24 protein-coding genes are annotated in these 25,283 nt (G+C 42.2%); 11 read left to right on the top strand and 13 right to left on the bottom strand.

The window, feature by feature from the left end; all coding sequences use genetic code 11:
* Positions 1–634: 634 nt before the first annotated feature.
* The 4 genes from KIH87_RS18070 to KIH87_RS18055 all read left to right on the top strand — a co-directional run bounded on the left by KIH87_RS18070 (position 635) and on the right by KIH87_RS18055 (position 2,459).
* Positions 635–1,192 carry a hypothetical protein gene (locus KIH87_RS18070; RefSeq protein ID WP_232359244.1) on the top strand — a complete coding sequence of 186 codons (558 nt, stop codon included), beginning with the start codon at positions 635–637 and terminating at the stop codon, positions 1,190–1,192.
* Positions 1,192–1,710 carry a hypothetical protein gene (locus tag KIH87_RS18065; RefSeq protein WP_232359243.1) on the top strand — a complete coding sequence of 173 codons (519 nt, stop codon included), beginning with the start codon at positions 1,192–1,194 and terminating at the stop codon, positions 1,708–1,710. The genes KIH87_RS18070 and KIH87_RS18065 overlap by 1 nt, the downstream gene beginning before the upstream one ends.
* A complete protein-coding gene (locus tag KIH87_RS18060) occupies positions 1,692–2,009 on the top strand; it encodes a hypothetical protein (protein ID WP_232359242.1) in 318 nt (105 codons plus the stop codon). The genes KIH87_RS18065 and KIH87_RS18060 overlap by 19 nt, the downstream gene beginning before the upstream one ends.
* Before the next feature lie 135 nt (positions 2,010–2,144).
* Positions 2,145–2,459 carry a hypothetical protein gene (locus KIH87_RS18055; RefSeq protein WP_232359241.1) on the top strand — a complete coding sequence of 105 codons (315 nt, stop codon included), beginning with the start codon at positions 2,145–2,147 and terminating at the stop codon, positions 2,457–2,459.
* Here the strand turns inward: KIH87_RS18055 and KIH87_RS18050 are convergent.
* Positions 2,456–2,920 carry a hypothetical protein gene (locus KIH87_RS18050; protein ID WP_232359240.1) on the bottom strand — a complete coding sequence of 155 codons (465 nt, stop codon included), beginning with the start codon at positions 2,918–2,920 and terminating at the stop codon, positions 2,456–2,458. The two genes, KIH87_RS18055 and KIH87_RS18050, sit on opposite strands and share 4 nt — an antisense overlap.
* Positions 2,921–3,374: 454 nt before the next feature.
* On the opposite strand from KIH87_RS18050, the gene KIH87_RS18045 reads away from it, so the two are divergent.
* Complete coding sequence (locus KIH87_RS18045; RefSeq protein WP_232359239.1) at positions 3,375–3,773, top strand: ExbD/TolR family protein; 399 nt, start codon at positions 3,375–3,377, stop codon at positions 3,771–3,773.
* Positions 3,774–4,294: 521 nt separating this feature from the next.
* Complete coding sequence (gene argB / locus KIH87_RS18040; RefSeq protein WP_232359238.1) at positions 4,295–5,128, top strand: acetylglutamate kinase; 834 nt, start codon at positions 4,295–4,297, stop codon at positions 5,126–5,128.
* A 106-nt stretch (positions 5,129–5,234) separates the two neighbouring features.
* Here argB and astD read toward each other — a convergent pair whose 3' ends face one another.
* From astD to KIH87_RS18015, 5 genes are all read right to left on the bottom strand, one after another.
* Positions 5,235–6,704: a succinylglutamate-semialdehyde dehydrogenase gene (astD, locus tag KIH87_RS18035; RefSeq protein ID WP_232359237.1), complete on the bottom strand. Its 1,470-nt coding sequence runs from the start codon at positions 6,702–6,704 to the stop codon at positions 5,235–5,237.
* Positions 6,705–6,707: 3 nt separating this feature from the next.
* Entirely contained in the window at positions 6,708–7,742 is a 1,035-nt protein-coding gene (astA, locus tag KIH87_RS18030) for an arginine N-succinyltransferase (protein ID WP_232359236.1), read from the bottom strand.
* Positions 7,743–7,770: 28 nt separating this feature from the next.
* Positions 7,771–8,976 carry an aspartate aminotransferase family protein gene (locus KIH87_RS18025; RefSeq protein WP_232359235.1) on the bottom strand — a complete coding sequence of 402 codons (1,206 nt, stop codon included), beginning with the start codon at positions 8,974–8,976 and terminating at the stop codon, positions 7,771–7,773.
* 392 nt (positions 8,977–9,368) lie between these two features.
* The gene (locus KIH87_RS18020) at positions 9,369–10,532 is read right to left on the bottom strand and encodes an HDOD domain-containing protein (protein ID WP_232359234.1); all 1,164 of its coding nucleotides are present in this window, start codon (positions 10,530–10,532) and stop codon (positions 9,369–9,371) included.
* A 389-nt stretch (positions 10,533–10,921) separates the two neighbouring features.
* Positions 10,922–11,533 (bottom strand): anthranilate synthase component II, encoded by a 612-nt coding sequence (locus KIH87_RS18015; protein ID WP_232359233.1) that lies wholly within the window; start codon positions 11,531–11,533, stop codon positions 10,922–10,924.
* A gap of 756 nt (positions 11,534–12,289) precedes the next feature.
* Between KIH87_RS18015 and KIH87_RS18010 the strand changes: the two genes are divergently transcribed.
* Positions 12,290–14,449 (top strand): methyl-accepting chemotaxis protein, encoded by a 2,160-nt coding sequence (locus tag KIH87_RS18010; protein WP_232359232.1) that lies wholly within the window; start codon positions 12,290–12,292, stop codon positions 14,447–14,449.
* Between the two features lie 84 nt (positions 14,450–14,533).
* Here the strand turns inward: KIH87_RS18010 and trpS are convergent, their stop codons facing one another.
* Both trpS and rpe read right to left on the bottom strand, forming a co-directional pair.
* Complete coding sequence (gene trpS, locus KIH87_RS18005) at positions 14,534–15,538, bottom strand: tryptophan--tRNA ligase (RefSeq protein WP_232359231.1); 1,005 nt, start codon at positions 15,536–15,538, stop codon at positions 14,534–14,536.
* Between the two features lie 45 nt (positions 15,539–15,583).
* On the bottom strand, positions 15,584–16,258 hold the full coding sequence (gene rpe / locus KIH87_RS18000; RefSeq protein WP_232359230.1) for a ribulose-phosphate 3-epimerase: 675 nt from the start codon (positions 16,256–16,258) through the stop codon (positions 15,584–15,586).
* A 293-nt stretch (positions 16,259–16,551) separates the two neighbouring features.
* Between rpe and KIH87_RS17995 the strand changes: the two genes are divergently transcribed.
* From KIH87_RS17995 to KIH87_RS17980, 4 genes are all read left to right on the top strand, one after another.
* Positions 16,552–17,187: a TorF family putative porin gene (locus tag KIH87_RS17995; protein ID WP_232359229.1), complete on the top strand. Its 636-nt coding sequence runs from the start codon at positions 16,552–16,554 to the stop codon at positions 17,185–17,187.
* Between the two features lie 524 nt (positions 17,188–17,711).
* Entirely contained in the window at positions 17,712–18,032 is a 321-nt protein-coding gene (locus tag KIH87_RS17990) for a hypothetical protein (protein WP_232359228.1), read from the top strand.
* Between the two features lie 23 nt (positions 18,033–18,055).
* The gene (locus KIH87_RS17985) at positions 18,056–18,262 is read left to right on the top strand and encodes a DUF2970 domain-containing protein (RefSeq protein WP_232359227.1); all 207 of its coding nucleotides are present in this window, start codon (positions 18,056–18,058) and stop codon (positions 18,260–18,262) included.
* A gap of 272 nt (positions 18,263–18,534) precedes the next feature.
* On the top strand, positions 18,535–18,885 hold the full coding sequence (locus KIH87_RS17980) for a hypothetical protein (RefSeq protein WP_232359226.1): 351 nt from the start codon (positions 18,535–18,537) through the stop codon (positions 18,883–18,885).
* Between the two features lie 44 nt (positions 18,886–18,929).
* On the opposite strand, the gene KIH87_RS17975 is transcribed toward KIH87_RS17980, so the two are convergent.
* The 5 genes from KIH87_RS17975 to aroK form a co-directional block, all read right to left on the bottom strand.
* Positions 18,930–19,496 carry a phage N-6-adenine-methyltransferase gene (locus KIH87_RS17975; RefSeq protein WP_232359225.1) on the bottom strand — a complete coding sequence of 189 codons (567 nt, stop codon included), beginning with the start codon at positions 19,494–19,496 and terminating at the stop codon, positions 18,930–18,932.
* Positions 19,497–19,705: 209 nt separating this feature from the next.
* On the bottom strand, positions 19,706–21,409 hold the full coding sequence (ggt, locus tag KIH87_RS17970; RefSeq protein ID WP_232359224.1) for a gamma-glutamyltransferase: 1,704 nt from the start codon (positions 21,407–21,409) through the stop codon (positions 19,706–19,708).
* Positions 21,410–21,557: 148 nt separating this feature from the next.
* Positions 21,558–23,348 carry an SPOR domain-containing protein gene (locus tag KIH87_RS17965; protein ID WP_232359223.1) on the bottom strand — a complete coding sequence of 597 codons (1,791 nt, stop codon included), beginning with the start codon at positions 23,346–23,348 and terminating at the stop codon, positions 21,558–21,560.
* 35 nt (positions 23,349–23,383) lie between these two features.
* Positions 23,384–24,460, bottom strand: coding sequence for a 3-dehydroquinate synthase (aroB, locus tag KIH87_RS17960; protein WP_232359222.1), 1,077 nt, complete (start codon positions 24,458–24,460; stop codon positions 23,384–23,386).
* Between the two features lie 39 nt (positions 24,461–24,499).
* On the bottom strand, positions 24,500–25,018 hold the full coding sequence (gene aroK, locus KIH87_RS17955; RefSeq protein ID WP_232359221.1) for a shikimate kinase AroK: 519 nt from the start codon (positions 25,016–25,018) through the stop codon (positions 24,500–24,502).
* Positions 25,019–25,283 lie beyond the last annotated feature (265 nt).

Raw genomic sequence — 25,283 nt, 5'->3', positions numbered from 1 at the left:
AAAAGACAATATAGTATCTTTTTTGTTGCGTAGTTATTCATGTTTATCCTCGTTGTTGTTATGTTTATAGCTGTTATCAACACTTAATCAGCCATGCTGCAGATGAGAGCGCAATGAGAATGACTTTCTGTGGGTGGGCACATACAGCGTTAAAAGTCGAAATCAAGACGTTCTCGGTATTTATAATTTTTTATCGCTGACTATGTTTGGTGAGCGTGATAACTGCAGAATCTGGATGGATTCAGATCACTAATATCTGGATGTCAATGTAGTGATAGATACCAATGGTAGATAAAATCACTATTAGTTATATGAAAATAAACTCCCTCACCGAGAAAATAAACTCAGCTTGTTGAAGTTAACAACATTACATGAAGTCGCTATTTTCATTGGCTTTACCGTCTTTTTTTACCAATTTTTCATAATTTTTGTGATCATTGGTTAGTATTTTTAGCATCCATGTGTTACTTTTTTGCCGTCGATTTCGCCTAATTTAGTGACATCATCGATCCTTCAAACAGAACCAGCAGTTCAATAATAGAACTATTGGTTGATTTTTGTAAAGAGATTTATGCCATTGGGTCAACTAATGTGGCGATTTGTTAATCACATATTACAATTTGAGAGATTAATTATGGTGGATGGAATAGCTAATAATGTGGGATACACCGTTTCCAAACATAATGTTAGCGGCGTTTCGGTAGCTGAAAATAAAAACGAGATTTCTAATGTTGCCAATAATCAGACTGCTGATGTGGTAAATGTATCGGACAAAGCGAAAAGTCTATTTGCTGCAGAGCTGGCTTTGCAAAATGGCCCGGGTGTTCGCCCTGAATCCCGTACTGGTGGTGTCGAGCTACAAAATGGCCCTGGCGTTCGCCCTGAATCCCGTGCTGGTGGTGTCGAGCTACAAAATGGCCCGGGTGTTCGCCCTGAATCCCGTACTGATGGTGTCGAGCTTCAAAATGGCCCTGGCGTTCGCCCTGAATCCCGTACTGGTGGTGTCGAGCTACAAAATGGCCCTGGCGTTCGCCCTGAATCCCGTGCTGGCGGTGTCGAGCTGCAAAATGGCCCTGGCGTTCGCCCTGAATCCCGTACTGGTGGTGTCGAGCTACAAAATGGCCCGGGTGTTCGCCCCGAAGAATATTCCGGTGATGTGGAAATACAGAATGGACCTGGAGTACGACCCTAGTGGAAGAGTTGCTATTTCAGTTATATAACAGAGTGACCTTTGTTCATATCGCTGTACCAGTATTGGCACTTATTACAGGCAAAAGGTTTGGTTCATTTTTGTTGACCAGTTTTATTATTGCCGCGTTTGATGGTTATATGAATCATTTAAGCCCGGAGCTACTGGTTATTGCTCGGGGGGGAGCGGTTCCTCCCGAGCTTCCCCATTATCCTCTTTATTGGTATGGAACCTGGGTGATTATCGACATGATGGCGATTGTCAGTATTCGCTATGGTCATAAGTTAATTCAGGAGAAACTGGGCTTCCTCGCCAAAGCTTATATGTTGGGTTTGTTATGTATGATTGCATTGCAAATCGTAGGCTATGTTGACAGTGTGTTCTTTCATAAAACCGACACTATTACATTGATTTATAGTGTTGGGATTAATGCAATTAATATCGCAATTGCGCTTTTGATGATTTGGCAATACATCATCCTTACAGTAAAGGAGACGTTTCGATGGCAAGCATCTTCGTAACCGTTTTTCTGTTGGCGTTGTTTGGCGTTGCGATCTTGATTGTGTATCTTTCTTTTACTGATTTTGAACGCGACAAAAACAAGGCGGAAGAAAAGATCAGAACAAGACTTGCGCCTAATATTGCTCAGTCTTTATTGGTGGAATTGGATGAAATGCATAATGAATCTGATTTTGTCGTTCAGTGTGAACGGCACAGCCTATGGAAAAAGAAAGTCACGGCTTATGTCAAAGGCATAGAGTCTGCGACCAATGATGCTAACGTTGTCAAATATCCTTTTAATAAACGGAATAATAAATAACACACTTTTCGGTAATATTTGCTACCCTTGTTGGATTGAGGTGAAAGGTTGCCTCCGGGTCTAATTGTGGTGAAGGTCATAGTACAAGCTATACCTCAAATTCAGGAATAACCTGTAAACTTAAAGGATACAAGGGTGCAAATTTTATCAGTTCTCATACTACTTCTGGTGTTCATATTTGCTGTTGCTAATACTTGGCAAGCTATTAAGTATAAGCCACAGAATACAGCTCAAAAAAAATCCACTATCCAGTCTCGCCCACTTCCCCATACAGCGCAGAACTTAATTTTGGAACAGGTTGAGTTGTGGGAGTATTCAGGCCCGCGTACCGGAGCCTATTATGCAAAACAGCAAGAATGGACTGCCAGAGCTCGCCATTATGTTGAGGGAATTAAACATCACGCACTTTATCAAACCGAAGAGCAAGATAAGCTGCGAAAGAATCTTTAGAGTTGGTGATTACGACTGGGTTCAGAGCTTTCTGTTATACTCAGTGCCTTGGTGAAGGCTCGGAACATTTGCTCTGGCGAGCTATTGTTATTAAAGGTGATCAAATTAAAAACGGCTGCTTGTTCAAGCGCGTCCACAAAGGCTGTTTGTAGTTCCTGTTTGCTGTAAAAGCCACTGTCATCAGAGCATGAAAACGATTGAATCAGCTCAGCCTCATCAATTCCATATATTAGGTAACTAATTGATTTGCTGGTTAAGCGAGCTAGATGAATCAGATTATCCCAGTCTGGAAAAGATTGGCCTCTAAGCCATTTGTGGAAGGTTTTTTCTGAAAGATTGACGCCTTTGCTAGAGTAATAATCTTGTAGCTGCTTTGGTCTTCCTCTTTGTTTCCAGCCTAGTATGTCGAGGGAAAGATGTAGTCTTTCTGCGAACTGTGATTTTGAAATTATGTCTACCATAGGTTCCATAATACCCTTGTTGGTAGATTATGTCTGTAGCTAATTTATTAATTAACCCGATTATTCATTGATTTTATTTATCCTGTGTCAGAAGTAATGCGGTTAAACAATGACTTTTAAGATGTAGCTTATCTTATGGTGAATATAATTGATTTTAAGTTCCTGCCGTGTAACTGAGCCTGGTTTGGGTTAAATAAAAATATTTATCAGGACTGCAATTTACAACTGACTTTTTCTCGTGAATCGGTTAATCTCGTCTCCCTTAAGCAATTTTCGCTTCCGCTTTTTCAGGCGCTATGATGCTTTTACCACTAGAATAACTGTTACGGCAGTTAGTATTACGTGAAAGCAGAATACTTCCTAAATTTTGGTGAGGCGCTTAAGATTCATCAAATCATTTACTTTATGACATTCTGAGTAATATACGCTTTAGATGTTATTTGAGGCTTAGACAATGAAGAAAAAGCATTTTCGAGATGAAGAAGACGCCAGTATTGATATGACACCGATGCTTGATATCGTGTTCATCATGCTGATCTTTTTTATCGTAACCACTTCCTTTGTGAAGGAAGAAGGGCTCGAAGTTAATCGTCCTGACAGCTCGGCTAACTCCAATTCAAAAGCTAAAACTGTGTCGATTTGGATAGATGAGCGCGGCATGATCTATATGAACAATCGTCTCATTGATTCTGAACGCGTTACCGCAAATATTCAAAGCTTTCTCGCTGAAAACAATACTGATTCAGCAGTGATTAAAGCTCACAAAAAGACCAAGCACGGCACGGTTGTTAAAGTATTAGACCAAGCTGCTGAAGCTGGTCTGCATAAATTATCAGTTGTTGTAGATAATTAGTTATTTAGGGCGGTTCCCATTATCGCCCTAAATACATTTTTATTTAAAAAACCACTTATTCAACAGCAAGTTAACTTCCCTCTGTGTTTTTGCGTATTGCAGTATAAATACCATTTGTTATGCTAATCTTTCTTTGGCAAAAGCTCTGTGAATGGAATTTTTGCGAGGTTTGAAGTATTGATGGGGTAGCAAATTTTCACCGTAAGTGTGTTTATTGTTGCTTGCTCCGCGGGCTTTAATCAAATTCTTCTGTTTATACTAAGCCTCATTTTGAGCCGTTTTGATTTAAATCGGGCAGCTTTTCTCCGGAACGTTCTCAACAATTAATTTTGGATACGCTTGGAGCAAGTTCATGGCACAGTGCCTATGAACGAAAATTGCAAACGATTTCAATGCTTGTAATGTACCCCATGCGTCCCAATTATTATGGTTTAACAGAAGTCGAAATGATTTTGACGGCATGTATTGGAATTTATAAATGTGCTCTCATGCTGGGCTAACCAATTTATCAGGAAACTACCATGACTGATCTGAGCAGAAAACCTATTGCTGTTATTAAAGTAAACGGCGATGTACTGTTGGATGACGAGGAATTACAGGGGTTGGTAGGGAATGTAAAAGAGTTAGTGGAAGATGATTGGAATGTTGTGTTGTTACATGGTGGAGCAAGCCAAACTAACGCTCTGCAGGAAAAACTGGGCATAACGACCAATCAGGTCGCAGGGCGTCGCATTACCAGTAAAGAAGACCTTAAGGTTGTAAAGCAGGCAATTGCTGGTGAGGTTAACGTCGATCTTGTTGCCGCTATGCAAGCTCAAAATGTCAATGCATTTGGTTGTCATGGCGCATCAGGTAAGCTCATTCAAGCTGTAAAACGTCCACCAAGAATGATTGAGGGCGAAGAAAAAGCGATAGATTTTGGTGAAGTAGGTGATGTAACCCGAATTAACTCTAAACTTCTGCAAAATATGCTCTATTTTAATCTTGTTCCTGTAATTGCGACCTTGGGCATTAGCGATGACGGCAAGATCTATAATATCAATGCCGATACGACCGTGGTGGCCATTGCAAGAGCTCTTCAAGCCGAGTTGTTGTTATTTACCAGCAAAAAAGGCGCTATTTATAAAGATATCGATGATCCTGAATCTCGAATTAAAAAGATTACTCGAGCTCAAGCAACTCATTTAATTTCGGATGGAGTCTTTCAAGGCGATACTATTTTAAATTTTGAGGAAGCGATGGGATTGCTTGATTATGGTGTTGAAATGATAGGTATCGCATCTTCCAGGGAACCGGGCACTTTCATTGATGTTGCAGATGGAAGAGGCCATTTCGGTACTTTGATTACCGACTAGAATTCATTACTGGTTTATTATTTCTATTGAGAACAAAAAAACGGCTAGTTCATTGAACTAGCCGTTTTTGTATTCGTTCTTATGTTGGATTTAGTCGTACAGAAGACTAAAACTTCAGACCAGGGTTTAGGCTGTCTGGGAATTGAACTTCGTCTAATTGCATCGAAGCTACAGGGTATGAGCAATAATCAGCAGCGTAGTATGCGCTGGCTCTATGATTACCACTTTCACCGATACCACCAAATGGAGCTGCACTGTTTGCGCCAGTAGTTGGTCTGTTCCAGTTGACAATCCCTGCGCGAGAACGCTTCAGGAATGTCTCAAACAGTTCTTTGTCGTCACTGATAACACCGGCTGAAAGGCCAAATACTGTGTTATTCGCTTCATTGATCGCATCGTCGATGTTGTCAAAGCGAATCACTTTCAATAATGGGCCAAAATGTTCTTCATCAGGTAATTTATCCAGAATTGAGGTGACATCAATAATACCCGGAGTCACAAATCCTGTCGCTGTATCTGTGTGCTCAAGCTTCACTAACGACACGGCTCCCAAATCCAGTAGCTCTTGTTGAGCATTAACCATCATTTTTGCTGCGTTGGCTGAAATCATGGCGCCCATGAAGGGTTGTGGGTTTGCATCGTAATGACCGACCTGAATATTGCGTGTGACTTCAATCAAACGTGCCAGGATCTTGTCGCCTTCCTCTGAGTTTTCCAGGAACAAACGACGAGCACAAGTACAACGCTGGCCTGAGGTAACAAAGGCTGATTGCACAATGTCGTGAACCGCACCGTCAAGGTTGGCAACATCTTTAACGATAAGAGGATTGTTACCGCCCATTTCCAGAGCCAGAATTTTTCCTGGATGCCCGGCAAATTGTTCATGAAGCAATTTACCTGTGCGTGAACTGCCAGTGAAGAACAAGCCGTCGATATCTGGGTTAGCGGCAAGCGCCTTACCAGTTTCAACATGCCCTTGAACCATGTTCAGAACGCCCGCAGGAATACCGGCTTTTTCCCATAGTTTTACGGTTTCTTCGGCTACTTTAGGGGTCAGATCACTTGGTTTGAAGATGACTGTGTTACCAGCAATCAATGCCGGAATGATATGACCATTGGGTAGATGCCCTGGGAAGTTGTAGGGGCCGAATACTGCAACGACACCATGAGGTTTATGCATAATATAGGCTTTACCTGCGGGCATCGGATTTTCGACTGTGCCTGTGCGCTCGTTAAATGCTCTAACTGAAATCGCTAATTTTGCAGCCATGCCGACGACTTCAGTGACACTTTCCCACTCAGCTTTTCCCGTTTCCTGAGCAATGATCTTGCCTAAACGTTCTTTGTTTTCACTCAGTAAATCAACAAATTTCTGGATGATGGCGATACGTTCTTCTGCACTACGAGAGCTCCAGCTTTCAAAGGCTTCACGAGCAGCTTTAACGGCACTATCTACCTGACCAGGGCTGGCAGATTTTGCCTTCCAAATAACAACATTTTTGGCGGGATCGACCGATTCAATATCGTGTCCTTCACCAGAAACCCAATGTCCTGCAATTAAGTGAACTTCTGCCACTTGCTAATCTCCACTAACGATTGGCGCAAAACGGATGAATTCACCATTCTCGACTTTAAGTGCCGACGCAGTTTTATCACTAATGCGCACAATCTGATTTTCTTCATCTACTTTCAGATTCAGCATTGCTGCTCTGAAATCTTCAAGTTTAGTATTAATCGCGAAATATTCTGGTTTGCCTTCCGCTATGCTTGAGTCAATGCTTACAGGTAAACGGCGACTCAGTCGAACTGTCCGAATATTGTCTATGTCTGCTTCTATACTAGGGCCTGCATCGAAAATATCGACATACCCTGAATAGGTGAATCCTTCGGATAGCAATAATTTCAGCGCAGGGCGAGTTCTTTCGTGCACTTCTCCAATCACAGCCTGCGCTTCTTTACTGAGCAGGTTTACATAGATTGGATACTTCGGCATTAACTCGGCAATAAACACTTTTTGCCCAACACCTGTCAGGTAATCTGCCGTTGGGAAATCCAGAGAGAAGAAGTGCTCCTCTAACCATTTCCAAAACGGTGATGAGCCATTTTCATCACTCACGCCTCGCATTTCAGCAAAGACTTTTTTCGTGAAGCGATTACGGTGTTCTGCTAAAAACAGAAAGCGGAACCGAGACAGGAAACGGCCATTGTGACCTTCTCGAGCCACTTCACGTAAAAACAGTGTACAGATCTCCGACATTCCCGTGTAATCGTTACATAGGGTCAGTGTTTCTACTTCGTTGTGTACACCCAACTCGCGAGAAGAGTGTACAACTATACCGTGATGGTAGGAGTAGAATACATCGTCAGTACCCACTGCTGCTTCTATCCCTGCCGTTCCTACAACCTCACCGGTTTCAGTATCTTCCATCACGAACAGATAATGCTCCGAACCGGGCTTATCCACGTGTTTGGAAAACGAATCTACTGCGCGGTCGATTTTGCCTTTTAAAAGCGTTTCATCAACCGGTAGGGAGGTGAAGCCTACTCCGGATTCCACTGCTATGCGGTTCAATGCTTCGTAGTCATCCTTACGGATAGGGCGCATGATTTTCATATCAGGTCGTCCTCTATGTGAGTTGGGATCAGCCTTGAACTACTTTGGCAACTGCTTTTTCGAAACGAGCCATACCTTCTTTGATGTCTTCTTCCGGGATAATCAAAGATGGAGCAAAGCGAACAACGTTTGCACCAGCTACCAGGCTCATCAACTTCATATCCGTTGATGCATTAAGGAAATCGCGTGAACGACCTTCATATTTTTCATTAAGAGCACAGCCGATCAACAAACCTTCACCGCGAATTTCGCTGAATACGTTGTATTTTTCGTTAATCGCATTTAATTCTGCACGGAATAGCTCTGCTTTTTGTTTAACACCGTCCAGTAACGCTCTGTCGTTGACAATATCAAATACGGTTTCCGCTACTGCACAAGCAAGGGGGTTACCGCCATAGGTACTACCGTGAGTACCTACTTTCAAGCTTGCTGCGATATCTGCGCGAGTTAACATGGCACCGATAGGGAAGCCGCCACCTAAGGCTTTCGCAGTAGATAGAATGTCAGGTGTTACACCTAATCCCATGTAGGCGTACAACTCACCAGTACGGCCAACTCCAGATTGAACTTCGTCAAAAATCAGCAGTGCATTGTGTTGTTCACACAACGCTTTTACGCCCTGAACGAATTCTTTGGTTGGGCTGATGATACCGCCTTCGCCTTGAAGAGGTTCCATCATCACGGCACAGGTGTTGTCGGAGATTAACGCTTTTACGCTTTCCAGATCATTGTAAATTGCGTGATCTACATTGCCTGGTTTTGGGCCGAAGCCATCAGAGTAGGCGGCTTGACCACCAACGGTAACGGTAAAGAACGTACGACCGTGGAAGCCTTGTTTGAATGCGATGATTTGGCTTTTTTCTTCGCCGTAATGATCCAGCGCCCAGCGACGTGCTAGTTTTAGTGCTGCTTCGTTTGCTTCTGCTCCTGAGTTGGCGAAGTAAACGCGCTCTGCAAATGTTGCGTCAGTGATCTTCTTGGCTAAACGAAGCGCTGGCTCGTTGGTGAATACGTTGCTTAAGTGCCATAGCTTTTCGCTTTGCTCTTTTAATGCTGCGACTAATGCAGGGTGGCAGTGTCCAAGACTGTTAACCGCAATACCGCCTGCAAAATCAACATACTCGTCACCATTTTGATCCCATACTCTGGAACCTTGTCCTTTTACCGGGATCATGGCTGCCGGGTTGTAGTTTGGGGCCATAACTTCGTCGAATAACTCACGAGTAACCTGCATTTGGGTCTCCAAAATTAAAACATCTACCAATTGGTATAAGACCTGAATCTATTAATGAGATAAGAGTATCTATGACAGATATTCAGGTTCATTAGTCAAAAAAGAAGCCGCATTATTCCAGAAATGGCGGCATTTGTCTTGTCTTGTTATGTCTTTACAAGCCTTTATTTTCAAGGGGTTCAGTAATTTTGCAGGAATATTGAATAAGTATACGCATCGTGTTGATGCGGGCTGCACTAGCGATTGATATTGCTGGCACCTGTCACGGGTTTCACAAAAATACCCTGCATGTTTATTTGCACAAAAATATTGTAATTTTTTGAGCTGTATGAGCAAAAGAAGGATAAATAAACTACATCAACTTCATATTAGGAGGAGAGCTGAATTGTTTATTATTCATCATCCATAGTTAGATTCAAACTGCGTAAGTCGGTGCCTTGTAAAGCCAATACGGTTGTTGCCGCCATGTGGAGTGATTTAAGAAAAGCTTTGGCTTCATCTGTAGAAATAAGCTTGTATCGTTTCAACATATTGTATTTGCTGTAGCCGTTGCCTTGTAGCAATACTTTCGCAATAGGGCTCATTTTTCCCCATGGTGTTTTTAAGGCAAATTCTTCCATCGCGTTGGCAATAAATACTCTGCGCATTCCCATATGGGAGATAATTCTTGAACTGAGTGATATGGAGTGTTTCCACATTAAAGAGAGTAAAACATCCGAAGTCGGGCCGATCTTGAGTAAGGCACTGTGCTCGTCCCTTTTTTGATCATCATGGGCTTCTATTAATGCTTCTCTATGTACTTCATCGAAGGTTTTGAAATACAGTTTTGTAATGATCAACTTACCGAATTCGTGGAACATACCCAAGATAAAAGCGTGACCAGGATCAACCTTGGATAAGGTGGCTATTCGTTGGCATGACACCGCAGAGCCAATGGCATGTTCCCAAATTTTGGCTTTAAAGACGGGATAGGGGTCGGTAATTTGAGGGATTGCACGTCGAAATACCATTGATGGAATAACCATTTTCAGATTTTCTATACCGAGAAAACTTAATGCTATACGTAAGTTTTCAACAACAACTACTCGTCCCAGACGATCGGTTTTGCGGTATTTGGGCGTATTAACCAGCTTTAACAAATCTGTGGCCAACCAGCTTATTTGGGCGACCAGAGGCTCTAATTTTGCTATTGATGTGGCTTTAACCGACAAGGTATCCAGCAATTCAGGCAAACCTTCATGAATACCGAGTTGCTTGGAATATAACTCTTCGAGATCTTCCAAACGTAGTTCAACGCGTTCACAGACTGCTGCGCTAATTTTATCCCGGACGCTTTCGACAAAGTTTTCTTCAGAGCGTTTATTTAGCTCCATGTCTCTTTTGGCAAGCTTTTCAATGCGCAGTAGATTACGACGAGCGTTAAACTGCTCTGACTGTTCAGCTTTGACTTTGCCTTCAACCTCAACACCAGCAACTTCCTGAGCATTTGATAAACCAATCAGCAGATTGTAGAAACGGTTATCTACTTCTTGATTAATGTCCATTCTGTCAGTCATCTATTCACTCTATCCGGGAATTAAACTCATTGATTAAAATGCAAAGAGCGAGCATTTATTTACTCGTTGCACCTGATGTTTACCTGCTCATTATTAAGCCACTTTTAACTGCTATATGGGGGATCAGCCCTAATAAACATAACCTGTAAGGTATAAAGTCATTCAGTTGCTGTCTTGCCTAACTTTACGTCAATATTCAGAAGTTACTAAATTTTTTACTTAGGTATTAAGCATAATACAAGTCATATAAGGGGTGCACTAATATTGAGCTGAAAACCAAAGGATTTTTAATGTTTTTGATAACTATTTCTCAATTTCCATAGATAAAGTGCATAACCTTGCTGATTGCGCAGAATGTTTTTCTTCCACTTTAACGATAACTTTAGAGATTATTGCCTGGAATTTGCTTTTGCTATCGCAATGAAGTTTTCAAGCAGTTGATGTCCATGTTCGGTTAACAAGGATTCAGGGTGAAATTGCACACCAAAGATGGGAAGAGTTTTATGCTCAATTGCCATGATCTCTTGGTGCTGCTCTTGTGCATTGTCTCCATCCTTTTTAACCCAAGCTGTTATATTGAAACATTCGGGTAATGAGTCGGCTGCTACGACTAATGAGTGATAGCGTGTGACTTGATAGGTTGGTGGAAGGTCTTTAAAAACACCTTGGTTGTTGTGGCTGATTCGAGATACTTTCCCATGCATTACTTTGGAAGCTCTTTCAACAGTAGCGCCAAAAACCTGAGCTATGGCTTGGTGTCCAAGGCAAACGCCTAACATGGGAATGTGATGATGAAATTCACGTATTGCTTCCAGGGTTACGCCTGAAGAGTCAGGTGTGCATGGGCCGGGGGAGAAGACTAAACAATCTGGTGCTAGCTCGGCAATGCCTTGTAAGTCAATGTCATCGTTTCTGACCACGACCACTTGTTCGCCAATTTCTTCAAAATAACGAGCTAGGTTGAATGTAAATGAGTCGTAGTTGTCTATTAGGAGTACCAAGGTTTATTGCACCTTATAAAAGCGTCGGTTCAAGCGATGAAAATGTCACGCCATGAAAATGTGCGTGGATGCAGGATGATTCATGGAGTTCACAAAAGCTGAAATTAGACCGTTAATCACAGCTAAACTCAAGTCTCTTGCTCATAAACATCCATACAAGCGCTACTTCGAAAGAGGCTTTATGTTTTCTGTCCTTTACATAAGTAATTTTAAGCTCACAAAACAGTTTATTTTTCGGTAATAAGTGAATCAAAAGCTGTTATGTTGTTTTGCACTATTATGGTTCAAAATGTTGAGAGGAAAAAATAAACCATATCGTTTTTCCATATGCCACTTACTTTGTTCTTAAATTTGAATTAAATGCCAGTAAAATGCGAACTTTAGAGGGGTTTAGTTCGCAAAAATGAAAAGTGTCAATTGGTATCACTGCATTATCTTGGTGCTTTTTACCTTTGGTTATTTCTGCTTTAAAACAGTTATTGTTAACTTCATCACTTTTTAGTGACTATAAGTCAGAGTTAAGTCAGATGGGCTTTATAGCTTGGGCTAATTTTATTCGGTTATAAAATTTGTCGTTCTTTGAGGATGTTAGTTATGCAATTGTCTTTACAAATCCGTTTAATGCTAGCGCTTCTTTTTACAGTGCTAACGTCTCTTATTATTACGGGATTTTTCACAGTATTTATATCGACATCTGAAATGAATTCAACTTTAGAACATCAATTTAAACAAGACTTGGGTTTTAAAAGAAATATTATGAAAGAGGAGGTGATGGGTTATTTTTCCATGATAGATAACCAAATTACTTTAATGGCGAGCGATAAAAGTATTGTGTCAGCAATCCACGACTTTACGCGAGCATATAATCAGTATTCAACTCAACGGTCTATACCGACAGAGCAACTCCAGAATTCGGTTCAGAGTTATTATAAAGACGATTTTGCGAATAAGTATGAAGAGCAAAACTCTGAGAGAATTAGTGTTCTAAATATGTTTGGAGGACTAAGTCGAGCCACTGAGTTGTTGCAGTATGATTTTATCAGTAATAATCCCAGTTCACTGGGCGAGAAGGATAATCTAAACGATCCTGGGTCGGTGAGCGACTATGCTCAACTACATAAACAATTTCACCCGGATATTCGTCAATTTCTTAAAACCTTTGGCTACTATGATATTTTCCTGGTCGATGCCCAGTCGGGAAACATCGTTTATAGCGTATACAAGGAGCTGGATTTTGCGACTAATCTGATTACCGGGCCTTATGCGGGTTCGGGTATTGGGAAAGCTTTCAAAAAGGCTCTATCTTTGCAATCAGGGGAAACCTACCTAACCGACTTTGAGCCTTACTTACCCTCTTACAACAATCCGGCGAGTTTCATTTCCAGCCCAATTTATGATGGGAGTCAGCTAGCCGGTGTATTGATTTATCAAATGCCCATTGATCGTATCAATAACATTCTTACCCAAAATCAGAAATGGGAAGAAATGGGATTTGGCTCAAGCGGAGAAGTGTATCTGGTTGGGGAAGATTCTCGTCTTCGCTCAGAAAGTCGTTTTTTCATGGAAAATGAAAGCGATTACATTGAGGCGTTAAAGCAAGCTGGCATTAAAGAGTATGAATTAATTGCTTTGAAAGGCACGGGTATCAGCTTGCAACCAGTAAATAGCGAAGGAGTACAAAAAGCACTGCAAGGGCAGAGTGGTTTTCAGCATATTCGTGATTATCGCGATGTTCATGTCTTGTCTTCTTACGCGCCAATCCAAATTGGTGATATGACATGGGCGATATTGGCTGAAATTGATTATGAAGAGGCTTATGCACCAGCCGAATCACTTACCAGAAGTATTATATCCGCGACAATTTTAGTGAGTGTTTTGCTTGCTGTAGGAAGTTTAGTTGTTGCTACCTTGCTTGCCAAAAGACTGCTGCGCCCTATTAACCGAATCGGCAATCATTTTGATGAGTTGAATTCAAATGAGGCTGATTTAACAAAGCGGCTTCCTCCTTCCGCTATTAAGGAAATCCGTCGCATTGGTGACGGATTTAACCTGTTTGTTGAGAAGATCCAGAGGGTTGTTGACACCATTAAAGGAGAAGCGGAATCCATCGCATCAGCAAGCGCGCAACTTAGCGTAACGACCAAGCAAACCAGTATTTCGGCACAGCAACAATATACTGAGGCGATGCAGGTGACAGAGTCCGTTGGTGAGTTCAATCGTTCTATTACGGAAATTTCCAGTAACTCAACTTCTGCCGTTTCAAATACCAACAAGACGCGAGAGAACACGCTTCAAAACACTAGTCGAGCTAATGATGCTGCATCTCAGATCCGAATTTTGGTAGAAGAAGTGAATGGTTCTTCAGAGGCGATGAGTAAGTTAGAAAAAGAAGTGGAAAGCATTAGTGGTGTGCTGGAAGTGATTGATCGCATTGCCGATCAGACTAACTTGCTGGCGTTAAACGCGGCAATAGAGGCTGCGAGAGCTGGAGAACATGGGCGTGGGTTTGCTGTTGTTGCTGACGAAGTGCGTCAATTGGCGTCAAAAACACAGGAAAGTACGATAGAAATTCAGAATAAGATTTCGCGTTTATCTACAGTCGCACATGAAGCGGTTAACTCTATGGAGAAGGCGTCGAAATCAGCTAATGGTGGTATTGAACTGGTTGAGTCGGTGAGTCAGTCCTTATCGCGCCTCAATGTTAATATTGATGAATTAGCTGGAATGAATGAGAACATTGCCGCCGCAACTGAGCAGCAGCAATATAATTGTGACTCTATTAATCAGAATATGATTCGGGTTATGGAATCGGTTACGCAGCTAACTCAGGCTTCACACGAAGTAGCGAGCTCCTCGGAAGAATTGACCAAAATATCCAGTAATATGGTATTGGTGACTCAACAGTTTCGGACTTAAGCTGGCTATATCGGGTTTGAAAACAAAAACGGGGATCTTAAATGGATCCCCGTTTTTTAATGCTTGAATAGTGTTTCAGTGCGTTTATGGTTTAGCGATAAAACCGATGGCTTCGTATACTTTAGCCAAGGTTTTTGCTGCTTTCTCTGAGGCTTGCTCAGCACCTTTACGCATGATGTCATTCAATGCCGCACGGTCTTCACGTAGTTCGTGATAACGCTGTTGAATGGGCTCCAGTAGAGCAACCACGGCATCAGCAACATCTGTCTTCAAGTGTCCATACATTTTGTCTTCGTATTCTGGTACTAACTGCTCAATGGATTTGTTGGTGCAGCAAGACAAAATAGACAACAAGTTAGAGACACCGGCCTTTTCTTGAGGGTCGTAATAAATACGAGCTTGTTCGTCGGAATCGGTGACTGCACGTTTGATTTTCTTGGCGACCTTTTTGGTATCTTCCAACAAGCCAACAAAGTTGTTGGGATTGTCGTCAGATTTCGACATTTTCTTATCAGGATCTTGCAAGCTCATGACACGCGCGCCTGATTCAGGAATGAATGGATCCGGTATGGTGAACAGATCGCCATATAGGTTATTCATGCGAGTTGCGATGTCTCGAGTGAGTTCCAGATGTTGCTTCTGGTCTTCACCCACTGGCACTTTATTCGCCTGATATAACAATATGTCAGCCGCTTGTAATGCTGGGTAGCTGTACAAGCCCACGTTAATGTTGGTGACATTTTTGGCTGATTTATCTTTAAACTGCGTCATGCGGTTAAGCTCGCCCATTTGGGTGTAGCAGTTCATAATCCATCCCAACTGAGCGTGTTCTGGTACGTGGGATTGAAGAAACAATGTGCTGCGCTCAGGATCAATGCCACAGGCAACATAAAGTGCTAATCCATCCAGGCAGGCCTCGTAAAGTTTAGCGGGATCCTGACGAACGGTGATCGCGTGCATATCAACGATCATATATAAGCAGTTGTGGTCATCCTGCATGTTTACCCACTGTCTCAGGGCGCCCATGTAGTTTCCAATCGTCAATTGTCCTGAAGGCTGGCAGCCACTTAATACAATAGGTTTATTCATAGTTCGCAACACTTAAATATGGTTAATGAGTTTAATGGGAAAGAATTAATTTTCGACAAGCGCCAATTCGGATCGCATATCGGCGATTACCTTACCATAATCTGGCGCATTGAAAATGGCTGAACCAGCAACAAACATATCTACGCCAGCTTCAGCAATGGCGCGAATGTTATCGACTTTTACGCCACCGTCAATTTCTATGTGGATATTTCTACCCGTTTTCAGGATTTTTTGTTTTAGCGCGTGAGCCTTTTCCAAGGTGTTAGGAATAAAGGCCTGTCCGCCGAATCCAGGGTTAACCGACATCAGTAAGACAAAATCCAGCTTATCCAAAACATAGTCGAGAACATGCAATGATGTTCCGGGATTTAACGCTAATCCTGCTTTGCATCCTGCATCTTTAATGAGTTGAATGCTGCGATCAACATGGTGGCTGGCTTCCGGATGGAAGCTGATGTAGTTTGCTCCCGCTTTTGCAAAGGCGGTAATTAGTTCATCTACCGGACTCACCATTAAATGAACATCGATATCTGCAGTAATACCGTAATTTCTCAGTGACTGGCAAATACTGGGGCCAAATGTCAGGTTTGGAACATAGTGATTGTCCATGACATCAAAGTGCACCACATCGGCACCTGCATTGATCACCTTTTGCACATCATCACCCAATCGCGCCAAATCCGCAGAAAGTATAGAAGGTGCGATTATATAATTAGTCATAAAAAACCCCTTGAATTAATCAAAATGCTGGTTTTGAAGCAATGATTTGCTGTCAAAATGCACTAAACCGGTGAAAATGTACTATTTTTGTGCAATGATAATTTTAATTTGCACTATGCCAATTATAAGAATCTGTACTCATTGAACAAGGAATAAGAAATTATCTTTATTTATCAAAAAGATAATCTTGTTTCGTGGGAATGCACGAATTCTGGTATGAATAGGCATTGCTTTTGCAAAACCTCGGTAGCTTTACATTTTTGAAACACACAACTTGAAGTACGGGGATTAACATGAAAGCAGTTAAGTTAAGTTCATTGGCAGCCTTGGCAATTACCTCTTTGGCATATGCTCAGGCAGCGTCAGCAGAGATAAGTGCAAACATTGGTTTAGTTTCTGAGTACCACTTCCGTGGTATCGCACAAACTTCAGATGCTTCTGCCAGTGCTGGTCTAGACTATGAAAATGGTGGATTCTACGTAGGTACATGGGTAGCTGATGTAAGCGATGGCCTGGAAGTAGATATTTACGGCGGCTATGGCTTTGAATTTGACAATGGTTTTGGTGCCAGCATTGGTTTTACTACTTATCAATATACAGGCGATTTCGATTCTGCTTATAACGAAGTTAACCTTGGTTTGAGCTATGGAATTGCTTCTATCGAATACTCAATCGGTACTCAATCTGATGATGCTGCATTAGGCATTACAGAATCAGATTACACTTTCTTCGCTTTGACTCTTGAACATGAAGGCTTCTATGGCACTTATGGTTCATGGGGGGATGAATTTGATGGCGATTATTTTGAAGCTGGCTATGGCACAGAGGTAGGTGGCTTTGATGTTGGCGTTTCGGTTGTTATCAGTGGTAGCGATCTGGATGACGATGAAACCATCCTGTTCAGCATCGGAAAATCTTTCGATCTTTAATTCCTTATTTAACTCGTAAATCAAGTACCTAAAGGGTATGCGGTGATGCACCACCGCAATACCCAACGACAGAAAAGAATTTAGCGTCACATTTCGCACCAATGTGACATTGACTCGGGGCAGTACGGATACTGCAAAAAAGGGGTGAACAAATATCCGTTAAGAGATATGTAGCCCCGCTCCAGATTTCCCTCAATATTTCTATTCTTTAGCCGAAAAACTTATACGTGAAATAAACTAATTCAGTATCAATTCATGCTAGAATAGCGACAATTTCAACCGCAATGTTGGGCAACTTTGATAAAAGCGTCGTAACCGGTTGAAGTTGGATAGGCCTTGAAGAGAAATTGAAATAACGGCGAAACACATGGCTTTTATTTTCCTCCGACTTAAACGGTTTACATTCTTTCTTGGATTATTCATTGATTTGACGGCAAGACGCTAAATTTTTGCGGCGAAATGCAATTGCTTAAAGTTTGTCCAAAGCTATAATGTAACCAAGTCTTACGTAGCGAGTTATTAATATGTTGAGTATTAGAAAACACAGCTTGATATTTTTCGGTGCTGCTTTTTTCACGGCAGTTGCTGTAGCTGATGTATCTGACTACGAAATGATTCGCTTATGTGATTGTGACGACCTGTCATTTCAACAACCTCACAACGAAAATTCCTCAACCACTAAAGAACATAAATCCTGTACCAAGGAGTCCTCCACTGATGTGAGTTGGCACTCATGGTTAGTTGGTGATAGCCGCTCCAAGCAGTTCCACTATCTGGATTTATTGGAATTGTTATTTAGAAGTGATGGTCGTGATTCAGAAAGTGCCCCGCCTTCCTACGAATAGTTCTGCTTAGCAAGGAATTCATATTGTCTTTTAAAACCTTAGTGTCTGTGGCTGAATACTGGCAAATACTGAAAAGTGTTGCAGCAAGCATGTTCGGCGTTCAAAGCGAAAAAAATCGTGAAATGGATTTTCAGAAAAAGTCTGTAGTGCCTTTTGTCGTTGTTGGCATTATCTTTGTGCTTATTTTTATTGCGACAATCATGTTCGTGGTGAATCTGGCCGTTTCCTGACTTTCCCTCAATGAGCTAAAACTGAAAAGGTTGGCATTGTCATCTGTTACTTGTTGTTGATTACCAGCAGTTCTTTGGTCTTTTCCTGTTGTATCTACCTGTTTGGTTAGTTTGTCGAGTAATCTCCTTGTTAGTAAGCTTTCTTTTTCTGGTAATGAATGTTGTAATTGGTCGTAATATATACCTTTTTGTGTGTTCGAGAAATTTGCACAACGCATACATTTGGCTGGTCTAAATTTACATTAGAAATAAAAATAGGGGACATTAACCTAATGTTAGTTTTTCCAATAAAACTGGATAGAAATATTGTTGTAGCTGATAAGTCTAATAAGAAGAGAATTAACACTGAAGTGTTAGATGCTTCTTTTTTATCAGGAAAGTATTTGTTTCTAGATTCGAAAAATACCCCAATAACAGTTAGTGGCTATGATTCCTCTACAGAAAATGGCGGAAAGGGACTTAGAGTAACCAATTTGTGCTCAATTGAAAACGGAGTCGTTTTTAAGCTTTGTCCAGCTTGTAGGGATGAACTTCCATTTGAAAGTTACAGTACCCGAACGACTAATGAACGTCGAGATCAAAGTGACTGTAAAGTTTGTAGACGTAAGGCTTCTACAGGGTAAAGAAATAAAGCCTTAAATGAAGTAAATACTAATGTGAGTTGTCACTATTTCGCCGGGATCATTATAAACCCGTGTTTTATAAATGTTTTCTTAAATTCCTGGTGTTTTTTTCCAAAGTAAAAAAATGCCTGTCCACGTGTATTTCCTGAGACGCTTTTTCTATCAGCGTTCCAGAAGCTGATCCGGTGATCGGTAAAACAAATAGCTGCGCAGCGATTAACAAGCGCACTAAACCAACGAGTATCAGTTGCATTATTAGCTAATACAATACCTTCAACAAATTTTCCTGCTTCATACTGATCGATAAATCTATCCACTGACCGTGCACACAGCCCTGCAGAGTATGGTGGGTTCATAAATACTTTGACTTCTTTGCCAACCTTCCAGTCGTGATCAAATGCACTATTGTCTACAGTGAAAATTTTTGCTGCACCAACAATTTCATTGGCTTTTTCAGAAGAAAATGGATCCAAATCAATAGTCCCTAATACTGTTCGTACTGATTCAATATATTCTACTGGGGTAAACCAGGAATCGGAGTCTCGCTTTTTTGTAGCTCCTGGTTTATTACCAATATAAGCTAATTTGTTTGAGTCAGCTTTAGATATCACAATTTACTCTAGTTTTTTATAGCATCACGAAATTTGGTGCATTCTATCTCATCATGTAGCTGATGTGCAGCTTGTTTAGGGGGGCACAGCAACCAAGTTTATAGATCAGTGCTTATTTCATCACACAATTAGATTGAAAATGAGTAAAAGGGCTATAACCCTAGATCAGGGGCTTATTTCTGTTCTTGTTCTGAAATAGGTTTGATGTTTCAAAACCCAACAGCCTTATCATCACCGCGTCTGTCGGCACCGCCTTCCAGTTTACCGTCGGGCAACACCAATATGGCATCTACTTTTCCAATAACAGGGAAGCGAGAATGGCGAGCTAACCAGCCCTTTGCGGTGAGAGCCTGCATCAGTTCCTCAGAAAAGCCTTCTTGTTCCATCATGACCATATCGGGTAGCCATTGGTGATGAAATCGTGGTGAATTAACGGCATCTTGCATACTCATGCCAAATTCATAAACATTTAGAATGGTTTGAGTAACGGAAGTGATGATCGTTGAGCCGCCGGGTGTGCCAACAACCATAGAGAGCTTGCCATTTTTCTCCACAATCGTTGGGCTCATTGAACTCAACATGCGTTTCTGTGGCTCAATGCTGTTGGCTTCTGCACCAATCAGGCCGTACATGTTGGGTTCTCCAGGTTTTACGCTGAAGTCATCCATTTCATTGTTAAATAGAAAGCCTAATTCTTTACTATATAGTTTGGAACCGTAACTCGCGTTGAGTGTGGTGGTAACGGCCATGGCATTTCCATATTGATCCACAATGGAATAATGTGTTGTTTCCATGCTTTCCTGAATTTGAATATTCCCGTGCCCAACGTCTGCTGAGCGCGTCGCTTTATCGAAGCTAAAGCTACTCATGCGTTTGTTTAGATATTCTTTATCCATTAACTCTTTGATTGGCATTTTGACAAAGTCAGGGTCGCCTAAAAAGTAGTTGCGATCAGCATAAGCCCGTCGCTCTGCTTCAACCAGCAAGCTAACCATTGGCACGCTATGATGGGGATACTGGCCAATGTTATAGGGTTCAATCATCCCTAATATTTGCGCAATGGTAATGCCGCCGCTGCTCGGTGGGCTCATGCTGGTTAGTGTGAGATCTTTGTAGGTATAAGTGATGGGGGCGCGCCAAACAGCTTCATATTTAGCCAGATCTTCCATAGTGATCAGACCTCGATTTTTCTGAATAAAATCGACAATCTTTTGTGCGGTTTTTCCCTTGTAGAATTCGTCTCTACCATTTTTGGCAATGCGTTCCAGAGTGTCAGCTAATGCTGAAAATACAACCTTGTCTCCCACCTCGTATTGCTTTGCGAATATCGTGTCGGAGCCGCTTACCTTGTTGATACTTTTGCGTACTTTATCCAGCGACGACTTAAAGTATGGGGTCATTACCACGCCAGATCTGGCTAAATCAATGGCTGGTTGCAGAAGGTCTTTCATCGGAAGAGTGCCGTGTTTTTCATGCATGGCGAAGATGCCTGCAATAGTGCCGGGTACACCAACGGCTTTAGCACCAAAGCGGCTTAAGCCCTCAATAACATTGCCCTTCTCGTCCAGATACATGTCCCGGTCTGCCGCTATTGGAGCTTTCTCTCTGTAATCCAGAGCGCCGACTTCGCCATTGGCTTTTCTGAATACGGCAAAGCCACCACCACCGATATTACCCGCCGATGGATATGTTACAGCAAGTGCGATTTCGGTTGCGACCATTGCATCGAAAACCGTACCTCCCTTTTTGAGAATGTCAGAACCAATTTTTGATGCTTCTTCACGAGCTGAGACAACCATCGCTTTTTCAACAACCAAGCCTGTTGGTTTTGTGGTGATCGGTTTGGTATTGTCAGCCAAGGTTAATGAAGAAAAAAGAATGAGGCAGAGAGAGATACGTGAAATGAGTTTCACTGACAGTTACTCCTATAAAAGCGATGTTTTAGGCAGAGCCTGATGTTAACACAATCAGTGCAACTGACGAGGCAAAGAGCGCTTTTAGGATTATATGGAAGATTTATAAGGCTATAAATTTCGCTCTATGAGCTATTGCGCAGCGAAATTACTCTGGATAACCCTGCTGAATCTCATCGCGGATCATGGCAATGGATTTGGCAAAGGGCGCACTTTGACGACTTGTTTGCGGTAGCTCGGAAACAGAGTCTCTGGCCTCATTTAGGCTTGCATAGTTCTTGCGGTATAGCACCACATGCCAGTCGCCACCATAGCGCTGAGTTTTGTATATCCAGACTTTGTCTGTCAATTTATTGTCAACAAGGTATTCATTCAGCACTTGGCGACTACTAATCCCTGATATTTGCAGTAAATAGCTCGTTTCAGGTAACGCTAATAAGGCGGTTTCATCAAATTGATAGGCCGGTTCGGGTTCGGCAGTAACAACTTGATTGGATGGGGACTGAGGCAATTCTTCAACAGAAACAATATCTTCCACCTGATAGTCAACGACGTCGTCTTCCTCTGTAATGGCTTCAGATGTCGCCGCAGTTACGACTGCTACAGGAGCTTCTTGAACGGATGTTGCAGCAACTTGATCTTGCTCGGACTGAGTTGGAACTGAGTTTTTTGCTTGTAATGCTTGCGGTATTGGCGGCCCTATCTCATTAGCGGCCTTTTCAGACTGAGTATTATCATAAGAATTAACGATAATTGTTGATTCAGTTATGGCTTCTTGAGGTTGTAATTGCATCAGTTTTTCCTTCGGTACTTGCACCAAAGATTCTGATTCATACAATTCCATACCGCCTGATTCAGTAGGCATTTTTTCTGGTTGTGGATTGCTGACCGATGATGAATTCACCCCTGATTTTGCTTGTTCTTCCGGTAAGTTAAGAGCTACAGATTGACGTTCCAATTTCCTGGACGCTTCTTGCCAACTGGTTACTCGTGCCTGATCTGCTGGAAGAGTGCTGCTTTCTAGTTTCTCACCTGATTCGTTCGACTGAGTCTTGGTTGAGTCTTGTGCTTGAGTTAGTGCTGGTTGAACGGTTTCAACCTTCAGGGTATCAGTTTCAGCTAATAAGTCTTTTGCTTTTTGCCAATCATCGTTGCTTCCTTCCACTTGTTGCTCTTTAACATCGCCCTGGAACAGGAATCCTGCAAATTCATTAATAGCTGATTGGGTCAGATCAAAATACTGCCAAATCAAAATGCCACTGAAACAGACAATGAATACACAAGCGGCAAGCAACCTTAGCCACCAGTTTGACCAGACTGATTTAGTTGGTTCATGGGTTAGCGCTCGTAATTTCAGGCGTTCATTAAATTCTTTACGCTTTGCTTTGATGTATTCTTCCAGATCACCTTCGATTTCTTGTTCAGATTGAACCTCGACGGTTTCACTGGTTAACAATACCGGCTTGTCATTGTTATTGGTGGGCAGCCAAGCTTTGGTACGTTCAGCCCATTCCTGTTCACCGAAAAGCAAGATATTGATTTGTTGCTGGTTTCTGGCAAAGCGGTTTTGTAAAACCAGATCCCAAAGCTCTCGCAGAATCTGGTCGGGTAATCGCTCTGCTCTCGTGATGGCAATTAATAGAGGGTTACGTTTGTCTTCGCGTGTTGAAATCAGTTGTAAAAGCGATAGATCAAGGCGTGGCGCATTGCCGAGTAATTGACGAGCAAACTCACTGCGTACATCTTCGTTAGTATGAAAGTTATTCCCGGTAATGTAGATGACATCAAGGTCGTCTTGGCGAGTGCTCAGAAAGGCTTCAACAAAATCTTTTTGGTTGCCCATGTGTTCGCCGCTGATAAAAACCATCTGCGATGAGTAGGCAACCAGGTGTTCCAGACGTTGAGAAAGGTCGGTATATTCATTTAATAAATTGTGCATATGCAAAACAACCGCCTCCTCTTTTGTTTAACTGGTTACAAGATATTGTGTAATTCTGCCTCGGAGACATCTTTGGTGACGATAGCTGCGCCAATACTCTGTGGTATGACAAAGCGAATATTACCTGATTCAACCTTCTTATCCCGACGCATGTGACGCATAAAGTCGTCGTAATTCATGTCATCTGGTTTCTTAATTGGAAGGTCAAACTTCTTCAGTAAATCTTCAATGCGTCGGAAATCTGTCTCTGATAGCCATTGTTTCTGCATTGCTACCTGTGAAGCAAGAACAATGCCAGCCGCTACTGCTTCTCCGTGAAGCCATTTACCGTAGCCTTGTTCGGCTTCAATAGCATGACCAAAAGTATGGCCTAAATTCAATAAAGCACGGATCCCTGATTCTTTCTCATCTTGCGAGACCACCTCAGCCTTAATTTCACAGCAACGACGGATCGCGTATTGCAAGGCTTCGGGTTTCAGTGCTTTAAGCTCAGATGTATGATTCTCCAGCCATGAGAAAAACGCCCCATCATAGATGATCCCATACTTAATGACTTCCGCCATGCCAGCAGCAAACTCGCGTGCGGGAAGCGTGCTCAATGTATTGGTATCAATAATGACGGCTTGCGGCTGATAGAAGGCTCCAACCATGTTTTTTCCGAGAGGATGGTTGATAGCTGTCTTGCCACCTACAGATGAGTCCACTTGAGATAAAAGCGTAGTCGGAACTTGAATAAAAGGCACGCCTCGTTGATAACAAGCGGCGACAAATCCTGTTAAATCACCTATTACACCACCGCCAAGCGCAATAATGGTAATGTCTCGAGCAGCTTCTATTTCCAATAATTGAGTGTTGGCTGCTTCAAAACTTGCAAAGCTTTTGTACTGTTCTCCATCAGGGATCACTATGGTATGGAGATCAAATTCTGCCCCAAGAGCTTGACGCAGCTTTTCTTCATACAATGCTTGTACCGTCGGGTTAGTGATAATAACCGCACGCTTCGCTTTGATGTGTGGTGATATCAGCCTTGAAAGAGAACTGATTTCTAAAGCGCCGGGCTCAATAGTGATGGGATAGCTGCGCTCTCCCAATGCTACGTGAATGGTGGACAAGCGCATATCTCCAATTTTAAAAGGGTTAAATGATACTAATTACAACCCGATTTGGCTGATGATTTCATTGGCCACTGCTCGGGCACTTTGGTCGTCGGTGCGAACGGTATAATCGGCAATCTCTTCATAAAGAGGATTACGCTCGCCTGCCAAATCTTTTAGAACGGTTTCAGGGCTATCTGTGTTTTGCAGCAAAGGGCGACGCTTGTCGCGTTGTGTTCTTGCTACTTGTTTATCAACAGTTGTTTCAAGGTAAACTACGATACCTCGTGCAGAGAGTCTGTTGCGAACAGATTTGCGGATAATGGAGCCGCCGCCTGTCGCTAGCACGATACCTTGTTTTTCGGTTAGGTCGGTGATTACTTTTTCTTCACGTTCGCGGAAACCTTCTTCGCCTTCAATATCAAACACCCAAGCTATATCAGCCCCAGTGCGGCGTTCAATTTCCTGGTCGGAATCAAAAAATTCCAGATGAAGTTGGTCTGCTAAATGTCTACCGATAGTGCTTTTACCAGCCCCCATAGGGCCAATCAGGAAAATATTACGTTTTTCGGCCATTTTACAATTACGTCAAAATTAATTTATTCAATGATGTGTCAGGAGAAACTAACCTCCCTCGAGATTTTCGAGAGCGGGATTATCTCAGGACTCGGACGGCATATGCAAGTTTTCCTCTGCAACTGGCCTTAATAAACTCCTTTTAGAGACAGAAAAATGCTCGCATAGCCTATAAAACAAGGGCTGAAGGCTTACAAATTTTATCCACAGCCCAAGCGTATTTTCATCGAAATAAAGCACTAAACGATGAAACTTACGCCAATAG

The organism is Paraneptunicella aestuarii (assembly GCF_019900845.1).
Lineage (GTDB): Bacteria > Pseudomonadota > Gammaproteobacteria > Enterobacterales > Alteromonadaceae > Paraneptunicella > Paraneptunicella aestuarii.
Note: the sequence above shows the minus strand (reverse complement) of the source record. Positions and strands in the feature narration are given on the sequence as shown.